Source organism: Loktanella sp. IMCC34160 (assembly GCF_004145845.1).
Taxonomy (GTDB): domain Bacteria; phylum Pseudomonadota; class Alphaproteobacteria; order Rhodobacterales; family Rhodobacteraceae; genus SELP01.
Window position 1 is genome coordinate 158,048 of the sequence record NZ_SELP01000001.1, and the last position, 12,731, is coordinate 170,778.

General features: G+C 64.9%; 11 protein-coding genes. 4 read left to right on the top strand and 7 right to left on the bottom strand.

The genetic code is table 11. The features are described 5' to 3' along the window. The 6 genes from EU803_RS00800 to EU803_RS00825 form a co-directional block, all read right to left on the bottom strand. On the bottom strand, positions 1 to 1,068 hold the full coding sequence (locus EU803_RS00800) for an acetate kinase (protein ID WP_129678954.1): 1,068 nt from the start codon (positions 1,066 to 1,068) through the stop codon (positions 1 to 3). Then, positions 1,065 to 1,805 (bottom strand): sulfite exporter TauE/SafE family protein, encoded by a 741-nt coding sequence (locus EU803_RS00805; protein ID WP_207209146.1) that lies wholly within the window; start codon positions 1,803 to 1,805, stop codon positions 1,065 to 1,067. Before EU803_RS00805 ends, EU803_RS00800 begins: the two co-directional genes overlap by 4 nt. Before the next feature lie 90 nt (positions 1,806 to 1,895). Then, entirely contained in the window at positions 1,896 to 3,671 is a 1,776-nt protein-coding gene (gene xsc / locus EU803_RS00810; protein ID WP_129678956.1) for a sulfoacetaldehyde acetyltransferase, read from the bottom strand. Between the two features lie 126 nt (positions 3,672 to 3,797). Beyond that, on the bottom strand, positions 3,798 to 5,261 hold the full coding sequence (locus EU803_RS00815) for a PLP-dependent aminotransferase family protein (RefSeq protein WP_129678957.1): 1,464 nt from the start codon (positions 5,259 to 5,261) through the stop codon (positions 3,798 to 3,800). Between the two features lie 42 nt (positions 5,262 to 5,303). Next, complete coding sequence (locus EU803_RS00820) at positions 5,304 to 6,005, bottom strand: GNAT family protein (RefSeq protein WP_129678958.1); 702 nt, start codon at positions 6,003 to 6,005, stop codon at positions 5,304 to 5,306. Between the two features lie 67 nt (positions 6,006 to 6,072). Further along, positions 6,073 to 7,455, bottom strand: coding sequence for an aminotransferase class III-fold pyridoxal phosphate-dependent enzyme (locus tag EU803_RS00825; protein ID WP_207209147.1), 1,383 nt, complete (start codon positions 7,453 to 7,455; stop codon positions 6,073 to 6,075). Between the two features lie 222 nt (positions 7,456 to 7,677). On the opposite strand from EU803_RS00825, the gene EU803_RS00830 reads away from it, so the two are divergent. From EU803_RS00830 to EU803_RS00840, 3 genes are read left to right on the top strand one after another with little or no spacing between them, the layout of a single operon-like run. Continuing rightward, a complete protein-coding gene (locus EU803_RS00830; RefSeq protein WP_129678959.1) occupies positions 7,678 to 10,143 on the top strand; it encodes a heavy metal translocating P-type ATPase in 2,466 nt (821 codons plus the stop codon). Further along, positions 10,140 to 10,535, top strand: coding sequence for a Cu(I)-responsive transcriptional regulator (gene cueR, locus EU803_RS00835; protein WP_129678960.1), 396 nt, complete (start codon positions 10,140 to 10,142; stop codon positions 10,533 to 10,535). The genes EU803_RS00830 and cueR overlap by 4 nt, the downstream gene beginning before the upstream one ends. 60 nt (positions 10,536 to 10,595) lie before the next feature. Next, entirely contained in the window at positions 10,596 to 10,916 is a 321-nt protein-coding gene (locus EU803_RS00840; RefSeq protein WP_129678961.1) for a TraR/DksA C4-type zinc finger protein, read from the top strand. 1 nt (position 10,917) lies between these two features. Here the strand turns inward: EU803_RS00840 and argE are convergent, their stop codons facing one another. Then, complete coding sequence (gene argE, locus EU803_RS00845; RefSeq protein ID WP_129678962.1) at positions 10,918 to 12,078, bottom strand: acetylornithine deacetylase; 1,161 nt, start codon at positions 12,076 to 12,078, stop codon at positions 10,918 to 10,920. A gap of 94 nt (positions 12,079 to 12,172) precedes the next feature. Between argE and EU803_RS00850 the strand changes: the two genes are divergently transcribed. Next, the gene (locus tag EU803_RS00850) at positions 12,173 to 12,649 is read left to right on the top strand and encodes an Lrp/AsnC family transcriptional regulator (protein WP_129680111.1); all 477 of its coding nucleotides are present in this window, start codon (positions 12,173 to 12,175) and stop codon (positions 12,647 to 12,649) included. Positions 12,650 to 12,731 lie beyond the last annotated feature (82 nt).

A 12,731-nucleotide genomic window follows, 5' to 3' on the forward strand; every position in this document is an offset into this window, starting at 1 on the left:
TCACGGTTTAGGCCCAAGGGCTTCGATCGCGATGCGTGCAATCGTGCGTTCCTCGTCCGCCCGGACGATATGCACCGGCAGATCGCCAAGCCACGAAAGGCAATCAAGGATGCCGGTGCGCACCCGATCCGAATTTTCGCCGATCCCGCCGGTAAAGGCTAAGGCATCGACCCCGCCCATGGCCGGAATCAGCCCCGCCGCCTGCCGGGCGATCCACTGGCAGAAATGGTTGATCGCGAACTCCGCCTCGGGGGTGCCTGCTGCCTCGATCCGCTGCATGTCGGGGCCGATGCCGGACAGGGCCGAAAGACCGCTTTCGCGCCACAAGACCTGTTCGGCGCCCTCCACCCCAAGGTCACGGGCCAGCCGCAGGACAAGGGCCGGGTCGATGTCGCCGGACCTTGTGCCCATCGGTGTCCCGGACAGCGGTGAATAGCCCATCGTCGTGGCCGCCGATTGTCCGTCGCGGATGGCGCAGGCGCTGACCCCCGCCCCGATGTGGAACGCCAGCAGCCGGGGCGGAAGGTCCGGGCCAAGGCTGCGCACCAGCCCGGCATAGCTGATCCCGTGAAACCCGTAGCGGCGCAGCCCGGCATCGCGCAGGTTGGCAGGCAGCGGGTAGGTGGTGTCGACCGGCGCCTGCGTCGCGTGAAAGGCCGTGTCGAAGACTGCGACCTGTGGCAGGTCCGGCCAACGCGCCGCGGCGGCGTCCATCCCGGCAAGGGCCGGAGGGTTGTGCAGCGGCGCGAGGTCTGAAAGCTCCGCGATCCGGTCCCGAACGGCCGGAGAGAGGGTCTGCGCCGTGGTCAGATCGGCCCCGCCATGAACGACCCGGTGCGCGACAATGCGAAGTGCCGACAGGTCCGCCCCGGTGGCCGTCAGCGCCGCCAGCCAAGACTCCAGCGCGCCGGCGTGGGATTGGCAGGCGCAGGGCGCGGCGCGGCCGTTGAGCGAGAGCTTTCCGGCGCCTCCGATTTCGGACACGCCGCCCTGCGCAAGGATGGCCAGCCCGTCGTCGAACACCGCCGCCTTGAGCGAGGATGAGCCCATGTTCAGGACGAGGATCATGTCAGCGCCTTCCACAGTCCCAGCCCCGACAGAAGCAGAAGAAGGACCACAACCGCCCGCCGGAACGCGGTTGGCGAGGCATGGCCGAACCGCCTGCTGCCCAGCCAGATGCCGGCCCCGAGGATGGGAAAGGCCATTCCCGCGGCGATGAAGGTGTCCCGGCTGACCAGCCCGTTCAGCCCCATGACCGGCAGGGTCATCAGGTCTAGAAAGAACAGGTAGACAACCATGACCGCCCGGAACACCTGCGGCGATAGCGGTTGGGCCGTCATGAAACCCGCAACCGGAAGCCCGCCGACGCCCGCCGCATTGGCCATCCCGGAGACCGCGCCAATCCCAAGGTAGCCCGGTCCGCCGACCCGCCGTTCCAGCCGCCAACCTGACAGGAGGACCAGCCCCAAAGCGAAGATCAGCGCCGAAACCGCCAGCCGCGCGGTGTCTTCCTCTAGCCGGGCCATGACCCAGACGGCGGGCAGGATCGCGATGGCCGCCCCGAGCGTCAGCAAGCCGACAAGTCGCCAGTCGATTGCGCCGCGAATGCTGGGCAGAAGGAACAGAGTCATCACGATTTCGCAGGCAAAGATCGCAGGGATCAGCGGGACCGGGTTGGTCAGAAGCGCGGCGAAGGCGATGAAGATCGCCGAAAAGCCAAAGCCCGAATACCCCCGCACAAAGGCCGCGCCCAGAAGGGCCGCGGCAAGCCATATGGCGTGATCGGGGGCTAGTCCGAAGGGCATCAGGGGCAAGCGGGGGGCAAGGCCCCCCGTCCATTGGGGCGGCGGGCCCCCGGTATCGGGTTACTCCGGTTCCGGGGGATCGCCATTCCGTCAGACCTGGGTCTGCGCCATGTCGGCGGGGTCGATCCCGGCAACTTCGACGGGCTTCTTCATCGCGTCACGGCGGAAGGGCTCGCCCAGTTCCTGGTTGATCATCGCCTCGATCAGCGTGGTCTTGCCGTGGTTCATCTGGTCGTCGATGGCCTTGCGCAGGGCCTCGCTCAACTCGTCCATCGTGCGGGCCACGACGCCTTTAAGGCCACAGGCCTTGGCGATACCGGCATAGGACACCTGTTCGTCCAGTTCGGTCCCGACAAAGTTGTCGTCATACCACAGGGTCGAGTTCCGCTTTTCCGCGCCCCACTGGTAGTTGCGGAATACGATCTGAGTCACGGCGGGCCATTCTTCGCGGCCGATGGCGGTCAATTCGGTGACCGCGATGCCAAAGGCGCCGTCGCCCGAGAAGCCGACCACGGGGGTGTCAGGGCAGCCGATCTTCGCGCCAACCACCGAAGGCAAGCCATAGCCGCAGGGGCCGAACAGGCCGGGGGCAAGGTATTTCCGCCCCGCTTCGAAGCTGGGATAGGCGTTGCCGATCGCACAGTTGTTGCCGATGTCGGACGAGATGATCGCCTCTTTGGGAAGCGCCGCCTGAATCGCGCGCCATGCCATGCGCGGGCTCATCCATTCCGGCTTGGCGCTGCGGGCGCGTTCGTTCCAGGTGGTGCCCGGATCGTCGTCTTCGTGGTCCATGCTGGACAGCTGCTGCGCCCATGCCGACTTGCGCTTGGCGATCTCGGCCTTGCGGGCGTCGCGGCCTTCGTCGCCCGCGGTACCCGACAGGCGGTCAAGGATGCCGTTGGCCACTTTCACCGCGTCGCCGACGATCCCTACCGAGACGGGCTTGGTCAGGCCGATCCGGTCGGGGTTGATGTCGACCTGAATGATCTTGGCCTCCTTGGGCCAATAATCCATACCGTAGCCGGGCAGGGTCGAGAAGGGGTTCAGGCGGGTGCCGAGCGCCAGCACCACATCGGCCTGCGCGATCAGTTCCATCGCGGCCTTGGATCCGTTGTAGCCCAGCGGCCCGGCGAACAGCGGGTGCGAACCGGGGAAGGCATCGTTGTGCTGATAGCCGCAGCAGACCGGGGCATCCAGGCGTTCGGCAAGCGCCATGGAGGCCGGGATCGCGCCACCAATGACAACGCCCGCACCGTTCAGGATTACCGGGAACCGGGCCTCGGACAGAAGCTTGGCCGCCTGATCCAGTGCCTCGGCCCCGCCATCGGGGCGTTCAAAGGCGACGATCCGGGGCATTTCGACGTCGATGACTTGGGTGAAATAATCGCGCGGGACGTTGATCTGCGCCGGGGCCGAGTTGCGCTTGGCCTGCATGATGACGCGGTTCAGCACCTCGGCCATGCGGGACGGGTCGCGCACTTCTTCCTGATAGCAGACGCAGTCGGCGAACATGCGCATCTGTTCGATTTCCTGAAACCCGCCCTGACCCATGGTCTTGTTCGCGGCCTGCGGCGTGACCAGAAGCAGCGGCGTGTGGTTCCAGTAGGCGGTTTTCACGGCGGTGACAAAGTTGGCGATGCCCGGGCCGTTCTGGGCGATCATCATCGACATCTTGCCGGTGGCGCGGGTGTAGCCATCGGCCATCATCCCGCCAGAGCCTTCGTGGGCGCAGTCCCAGAAGGTGATCCCGGCCTTCGGGAAGATGTCGGAGATTGGCATGAAGGCCGATCCGATGATGCCAAAGGCATGCTGGATGCCATGCATCTGGAGCGTTTTCACAAAGGCTTCTTCGGTGGTCATCTTCATTGTGGGAACCTTTCGCGCAAAGACGTTGGGCGGCGCCCCGGGCGCCTGCCGTTTCAGCGGTGACACTAGTCTGGCCGGGGCATCGGGGTTAGGGCCAGTTGAATTTGCGGCTTAGCGCCAGATCTGTCAGCTGGAGTGCCGGATGGCCTCGGCGATAAGGCGAATCCCCTCGCGGATACGGCCCGCCGGGATCGAGGAATAGGCCAGCCGGTAAAAGCAGGTGGGCTTGTCCGAGCCCGCGAAGAAATTCGCCCCCGGTTCGATCAGCACCGATTGCAGGCGCAGCCGTTCCGCCAGAAAGCTGGTATTTACCCCCGGAGGCGCCTGCATCCAGACCGACGACCCGCCAAAGGTGGCCCGTCCCGCCACGGTCAGACCGAATTCGTCGATCGCCGCATCCATCACCTGCCGCCGCTCCATATAGGCCCGGCTCATCCGGCGGATCAGCGCGTCGTAATGGCCAAGTGACAGGAAATAACTGACGGTGCGCTGGATGTGCCCCGGCGGGTGGCGCAACACGCTCGCCCGCAGGTTCCGCGCCTCGCGGATAAATGGGGCGGGACCGACGAGGTATCCCAGCCGCAGCCCCGGAAACAGCGATTTCGAGAAGGACCCGACATAGATCACCCGCCCGTTCCGATCCAGTGATTTCAGCGCGGGCGAGGGGGCCTTGAGGAAGGACATCTCGAATTCATAGTCATCTTCGACGATCAGGAAATTCTCGGCCTCTGCCTTCTCCAGCAGCGCCTTGCGCCGGGCCAGCGGCATGGTCGATGTGGTCGGGCAGTGGTGCGAGGGGGTGGTGAACACCACATCCACATCGGGCGGCAGGTCATCCGGGTTCAACCCGTCGCCATCGGTTGGCACGCTGGCCAATTGGCACCGCGACTGGGTCAGGATCGACCGCAGGGCCGGATAGCAAGGGTCTTCCATCGCCGCCACCCGGCGCTGGGTCAGCAGAACCTGCGCCGCAAGCCACAGCGCGTTTTGCGCGCCCAGCGTGACAAGGATTTCATCAGGCCCCGCCAGAATGCCCCGGCGCGGCAGGGTCTGGCGGGCGATGAATTCCACCAGCTTCGGATCGTCACCGTCGAAATAGTCGGTGGTCAGCGCGGTGAAATCCTTGCGCCCCAGCGCCTGCAGCGCGCACAGCCGCCAGTTCGCGCTGTCGAACAGGGTCGGGTCGGCCTGCCCATAGATGAAGGGATAGCGGTAGCTGGCCCAATCGGCGGGCTTGATCAGGCCCAGCGAGGCGGGGATGCGCTGTCCGAGGATGCGACCCCAGTCCACCGTCCCGCTGCCCGATTGCTGCGCCGGGAAAGACGGGGGTTCAGGTGCGTTGTCGGACACGAAATAGCCCGACCGCCCGCGCGAGGTGATGTAATCGTCGGCCAGAAGTTCGGTATAGGCCAGCGTCACCGTAATCCGGCTGACCCCAAGGTGATCGGCCAGTTTGCGCGACGACGGCAGCCGCTCACCGGGGCGAAACCGCCCGTCCAGAATACCCTGCGCCACCATCTGGCGAATTTGCGCCTGAAGGGTGCCTTCGGAGCTGGGATCAAGGAAAAAGGATTCGGGGCTGATCGGCATGGGATCAGCCTAGGGTGGTCTTAAGTGGCGCGCAATCTGGACTTAGTTCTGTAGTATGCGAAGAGGGGTCAATTGCCCGCCATTCTTGTCAAAGTTAGCGGGATTCAGCCAGCGTTGGAATTCCGCCTTTGCGCGGGGCCAATCCTTGTCGGTCAGGGCGAACCAGGCGGTGTCCCGGTTCCGACCTTTGTAATGGGTGGCCTGCCGGAATGTGCCTTCATAACGGAACCCAAGACGTTCGGCCGCTGCCCGCGACGGGGCGTTCAGCGCGTCGCATTTCCATTCGTAGCGCCGGTATCCCAGATCGTCGAAGACCCGCGCCATCATCAGGAACATCGCCTCGGTCGACATGGCGGTGCGTTGCAGGTGTGGCGACAGGTGGATGTGCCCCACCTCGATCATCCCGTTGGCCGGGTCGATCCGCAGGTAGCTGGCCAGCCCGACCGCCGCACCGGCCCCGTTCAGGATGGTATGGAACAGCGGGTCGTCGCCGGTGCAGGTCGTTTCCATCCATTGGCGGAACGCGGTTTCGGTGTTGAATGGCCCATAGGGCAGGTAGGTCCAGTTACCCCCGCCCCTGTCCTGCCCGAACGCCTCGAACAGACCGGCGGCATGAGTGGCAACGTCGGTCGGGACGATCGTCACCCGCGTGCCCTGCATCGGGGTCCGGTCCGGCCGTGGCCGGGGCAAGGTGACGTCCAGCGGATCACCGACGGGTTGTCCAAGGGCATTCAGGCGGGGCATGGCGGGGCCTTTCAAGAAAAGGCCCGGCGCAGAGGCCGGGCCAGTGTCTTGGGGCAGGGAAGAGAAGCTACCCCAATACGGTGGTGATCGCGTTGTCGACTGCGGTCGTGATCTCGTCGATGTCGTCCGCTGTGGCGATCAGCGCCGGGGCGAACAGCAGGGTATTGTTGAAGCCCGGAACCGACCGGTTCTGCGCCCCGATGATCACGCCCTGCTTCATGCAGTCGGCGACGATCCCCATGACCTTGGATTCATGCACCGGTTCCTTGGTGTCACGGTCGGCCACCAGCTCGATCCCGGCGAACAGGCCCATGCCGCGCACTTCGCCAACCCAGCGATGCTTGTCCATGATCGCCTGAAGGTTCGATTTCAGCCGCTCGCCCATCTTGACCGAATTCGCGCCGAGGTCTTCCTTTTCGATGATCTTGAGGTTTTCCAGCGCCGCGGTCGGCCCAGCGGTGCAGCCGCCAAAAGTCGAGATATCGCGGAAGTAGCCCATCCGGTCGGTGTCGTCCTTGAACAGGTCGAACACCCGCTCGGTGGTCACGCAGCAGGAAATCGCGGCATAGCCAGAGGCCACGCCCTTGGCCATGGTCACGATGTCGGGCTGGATGCCGAACTGCTGATAGCCGAACCAGGTGCCGGTGCGGCCAAGGCCACAGACAACCTCGTCGATGTGCAGCAACACGTCATACTTGCGGCAGATCTCCTGCACCCGCTCCCAATAGCCTTTCGGCGGAACGATGATGCCGCCGCCTGCTGTGATCGGCTCGAGGCAGAGCGCGCCAACGGTGTCCGGACCTTCGCGCAGGATCACATCCTCGATCGCTTGGGCTGCCTTTTCGCCGTAGGTTTCGCCGGCCCAGCCGTCTTGGGCGCGGTATTCAAGGCAGTGGGGCACCTCGACAAAGCCCGGCGCGAAGGGGCCGTATTGGGCGTTGCGCTCCTGCTGGCCGCCTGCCGACAGGGTTGCGATGGTGGTGCCGTGATAGTCGCGGTCGCGGTAGAGGATCTTGTGCTTCTTGCCGCCGTAATGCTTGTGCGCGATCTGGCGCACCATCTTGAAGGCCTTCTCGTTCGCCTCGGACCCGGAGTTTGCGTAGTAGACGCGCGACAGGCCGGGCATCTTTTCAACAAGGCGCTGGGCGAATTCGGCACCGGGAATGGTGCCCTTGGCCCCGGCGAAATAGCACATCTTCACCAGTTGATCGCGGACCGCATCGGCGATTTCGGTGCGGCCATAGCCGACGTTGACGGTCCAGACCCCGCCGGACACGGCGTCGATATGTTCCTTGCCGGTGATGTCCCAGACGCGCATGCCCTTGCCTTCGACGATGATCTGCGGGTCGATCGCCTCGAACGGCTTGTGTTGGGTCAGGTGGTGCCAGACATGGGCGCGGTCGGCCTCGATCACGGCAGAGGGGTCGTTGGTCAGGGATTGGATATCCATGGCGGGCTCCTGAAGAATCGGTTGTCGGCCGGGGATGGCCGGGGTTTGCCTTTGTCCCACCATGCGCCCGACGCCAAGTCCGGCCTTAGGGCCAGCGTTGTGGCATAGATAAGTCCAGACGCGCGCTGCACGGATAGTTCACAGATTGTTGCCTAAGGCCTTGACCTTCCCGTGACTGGAACCCTTATCTGGTAGGACAAGGCCGCAAAGGAGGGCCAGATCATGGGCGCACAAAATCAGCTTTCGTTTGAAATTGACGGGCTTAGCTGCGCGGCCTGCGTGGGCCGGGCGGAAAAGGCGCTCAAGGCCGTGGGTGGCGTGGACCGGGCCGAGGTGAACCTTGCCACGAAAACCGGCCGTGTGGTTCTGCGGGAAGATGCCGGGGCCGAAGCGACGCGCGCCCTGTCGGGCGCCTTGTCCGCCGCAGGCTATCCCGCCGTGCCGGACCGGTTCCGGTTGGAAGTCACGGGGATGACCTGTGCCTCTTGCCTGAGCAAGGTCGAAGGCGCGCTGTCCTCTGTGCCCGGCGTTCTGTCGGCCAAGGTGAACCTTGCTGACGGGATCGCGTCGGTCTCGGCGCTCGTCCATGACCCGGCGCCGTTGATCGCGGCGGTGCAGGCGGTGGGCTATGACGCCCGCCAGATCGCCTCGGGCGAAGTGCGGACCGACAAGACGGTCGAGGAGGCGGCAGCCCTGCGCCGCAATGTCATCCTTGCTGCCGCCCTGACCCTGCCGGTCTTCGTGATAGAGATGGGCGGGCATGTGTTTCCGGCGATCCATCATTGGATCGGCCAGACCATCGGGATGCAGACATCCTGGGTGATCCAGTTTGTCCTGACCGCGCTGGTCCTTGCCATTCCGGGCCGCCAGTTCTTTGCCAAGGGGGTTCCGGCCCTCTTGCGCCGGGGGCCGGACATGAATTCGCTAGTCGCCCTCGGCACCTCGGCGGCCTTCGGGTTCTCGACCATCGCAACCTTTGCCCCCGGCCTACTGCCCACCGGCACGCGGGCGGTCTATTTCGAGGCGGCGGCGGTGATCGTCACCCTGATCCTGCTGGGCCGCTGGCTGGAGGTCCGGGCAAAGGGCCGGACCGGGGCCGCGATCAAGCGGCTGATCGGGCTGCGCCCGGATACCGCGCGGGTCGAACGCGATGGCGAGGTGGTCGAGGTTCCCATCGAAGAGGTTCAGCGGGGCATGTTCCTGCACATCCGGCCCGGCGAACGGATCGCCGTTGACGGGATCGTGCGCGAAGGTGACAGCTGGGTCGACGAAAGCATGATCACCGGCGAACCGGTGCCGGTGCAAAAGACCAAGGGCGCGACCGTGACCGGCGGAGCCGTGAACGGCAATGGCGCGTTGCGGGTGCGGGCCACGGCGGTTGGGTCCGATACGATGCTGGCCCGGATCATCCAGATGGTCGAGGACGCCCAGGGCGCCCGCCTTCCGGTGCAGGATCTGGTGAACAAGATCACGGCATGGTTTGTGCCCGCCGTGATGGCGGTCGCCGCGCTGACGGTTCTGGTCTGGCTGGTTTTCGGCCCGGCGCCGGTTCTGTCCTTTGCCCTTGTGGCTGGGGTGTCCGTCCTGATCATCGCCTGCCCCTGCGCAATGGGTCTGGCCACGCCGACCTCGATCATGGTTGGCACGGGGCGGGCGGCTGAACTGGGCGTTCTGTTCCGGCAGGGCGACGCGCTTCAGGCGCTGCAATCCGTGCAGGTGGTCGGCTTTGACAAGACCGGCACACTGACCGAAGGCAAGCCGGACCTGACCGATCTGGAACCGGTGGACGGCATTGATGCGGACGGGCTTCTGGCCAAGGTCGCGGCGGTCGAGGCCCTGTCGGAACACCCGCTTGGCACCGCGATTGTCCGGGCGGCCAAGGAAAAGGGTCTGACCCTGCCCACAGTCGAAGGGTTCGCGGCGATCCCCGGATATGGACTGCGCGGGACGGTCGATGGGGTCGAGGTGCTGATCGGCGCCGCCCGCCTGATGAAGAAAGAGGGCATCGTGGCCGAAGCGCAGGAAGCGCGCGCGGTCGAGCTGTCCGCCAAGGGGCGGACGCCGATCCTTGTTGCCATCGGCGGCAAGGCAGCCGGGGTTCTGGCCGTTGCGGACCGGATCAAGCCGACAGCCCGGGCCACGGTCGCGGCGCTGCATGCACAGGGGTTGAAGGTTGCGATGATCACCGGAGATACCGAGCGGACAGCCGGGGCCATCGCAAAGGAACTTGGGATTGATCTGGTCCAGGCCGAGGTCTTGCCCGAGGGCAAGGTCGAGGCGATCCGCGCCCTTCAGGGCGAGGGCCGGGTGGCTTTCGTCGGGGACGGGATCAACGACGCGCCGGCGCTGGCGGCCGCCGATGTCGGCGTGGCCATCGGCACCGGTACCGATGTGGCAGTGGAAAGCGCCCATGTGGTCCTGATGTCGGGCGATCCGTCGGGCGTGGTGAACGCGCTGGAAATCAGCCGCCGCACCATGTCCAACATCCGCCAGAATCTAGGCTGGGCCTTTGGCTATAACATCCTGCTGATCCCCGTCGCCGCCGGTCTCTTGTATCCAGTCTGGGGGGTGATGCTGTCGCCGGCGCTGGCCGCGGGGGCGATGGCGGCCAGTTCCGTGCTGGTCCTGTCAAATGCCTTGCGGCTGCGCTGGGTCCGCCCCGTGGTCGAGAAAGGGGGCGCGGCATGAATATTGGTGAAGTCGCCGAAAAGACCGGGCTGCCCGCCAAGACCATCCGCTATTACGAAGATATCGGGCTGGTCCGGCCGCTGCGCGGGGATAATGGATATCGGCAGTTCCGGGACAGCGACGCGCACAAGCTGAACTTTCTCGGGCGGGCGCGGGCGCTCGGCTTTTCGATCGAGGATTGTCGCGACCTTCTGGCCCTTTGGGAAGATCAGGACCGGGCCAGCGCCGACGTCCGGCAGATCGCCAAAGGCCATCTGGCAGAGATTGAACGCAAGATTACCGATCTGTCAGCCATGCGGGATACGCTGCAGGGGCTTGTGCGGGCCTGTCACGGCGACGACCGGCCCGATTGCCCGATCCTCAATGGGTTGGCCGAGACCGGGCTATCTTGATCCCGGTCAAAGTGAGAACGTCCCAGACCCGCTAGCGTGACGGCAAAACAGGAGACCCAGATGACCACGACAGAAGACCGCAAAGCCCAACTCCTCGCCCGTCGCGCCGAACTTGTCGAACGGTCCGAAGAGGTCGAGGCGGAACTGGACGCGCACCATAACCCCGATTGGGAAGAGCTGGCGACGGAACGCGAAGGCGACGAGGTGCTGGAAGGCATCGGCGTCTCGGCCGCTGCTGAAATCCGGGCGATTGACGCCGCCCTGTCCCGGATCGAAACCGGAGAATATGGCGTCTGCGTGAAATGCGGCGATGACATCAGCGCCGAACGTCTGGACGTGGTTCCGCACGCGCCGCTGTGCAAGGCCTGCGCGCGCGGGTGATCTAGGCGCTGACCTTGTCGCCCAGTTTTTCCAGCATCGACAGGCACTGAACCATCTGGTCAAGCGAGACGAATTCGTCGGGCTTGTGGGCTTGGGCGATTGACCCCGGCCCACAGACGATCACGTCCATCCCCAATTGTTGGAACAGCCCCGCCTCGGTTCCGAAGGGGACAAGATCGGTGGCGTTCGCCCCGGTCAGTTCGACAACCAGATCGCGGATCGCGTTCTGGTCCATCGGTTCAAGCCCGACGACCTCTCCGATCACTTCGGTGTGGATGCTGGCAGAGGGGTCCACGGCCTGCATCGCGGGCAGCAGGTGATGGGTGCAGAAGTGGTGCAGGTCTTCCTTCACGAAATCGGCGTCGGATTTCTGGACCGGGCGCATTTCCCAATCCACCCGCGCCTTGCCGGGGATCACGTTATGGGCCACGCCGCCGATCAGCGCGCCGGTGTTGATCGTGGTCCAGGGCGGTTCGAACTGGCTGTCGGGGGGGCAGCGGTGGCGCAGTTTGTCCTTCAGTTCCAGCAGGCGGCTGACATAGCGGACCGCGTATTCCACGGCGTTCACCCCCAGATCGGGGCCTGATCCGTGACCTTCCAGCCCATGGAAATGGGTGGAGTATTCGAAACAGCCCTTATGACCTTCGATGATCCGCATCTCGGTGGGTTCGCCGATAAGCGCCATCGCCGGGCGATAACCCCGGTTCTGCAGTTCAGTGACAAGCGCCTGCCCGCCAAGGCAACCGGTTTCCTCGTCATGGGTAAAGGCAAAGTGGATCGGGCGGGCCAGATCGCGCGCGGCATAAAGCGGGGCCATCGACACCGCGGCGGCGATGAATCCCTTCATGTCGCAGGCGCCGCGCCCGTAAAGAAGACCGGCCCGTTCATCCATCACGAACGGGTCGCTGGTCCAGTCCTGATCGGCCACCGGCACAACGTCCGAATGACCCGACAGGACGATCCCGCCGTCGGCATCCGGCCCCAATGTCGCCCAAAGGTTGGCCTTGGCCCCGGTGTCATCCTGATAGACCTCGACCCGCGCGCCCGCGCGTTCCAGCCGGTCGGCAAGATATCCGATGCAGGCAAGGTTGCTGTCGGTGGACACTGTGGGAAAGGCGATCAGGTCGCGCAGGATCTCGGTTGTTTCCGAAAGCGTGGTCATCGGCGGGCTCCGTCTGATATGGGCGAAAGATGGCAGAGGCGTCAGCGCTTCGATAGGATGAAAACGACCCGCGACGAAAGAACAGGGACACATGATCAAGCTTGATGACCGCGACATTGCCATTCTGCGGGTGCTGGCCAGCGAGGGGCGTATCACGAAGGCCGCACTGGCCGAACGGGTCGGGCTGACGCCGACGCCCTGCTGGGAGCGGCTGGCGAAACTGGAAAAGGCGGGGCTGATCGAAGGCTATGGCGCGCGGTTCAACCTGCGCAAGATCGGCCCCAGCGTGACGGTCTTTGTCGTGGTGGAACTGACCGACCACACCGCCGCCAGTTTCCGCGCGTTTGAGGCCGCGATGCACCGCTATGACGAGGTCACCGGTTGTTGGGCGCTGGGCGGCGGCTATGACTATTTGCTGCAAGTCGTGACCCGAGACATCGACTGTTATCAGGCGCTGATCGACGCGCTGCTTGAGGCGCGGCTGGGGGTCGCCCGATACTACAGCTATATCGTGACGAAGCCGGTCAAGACGGGTGCGCCGCCGCCCTTCGCGGCCTTGCTCGAAGAGTGAAAGATTCTGCACTAGGCACTTCTGGCAGATGATTCATCTGGATAGCGGGTGATTTCCGGTCGCGGTATCGCCGGAATCCCGA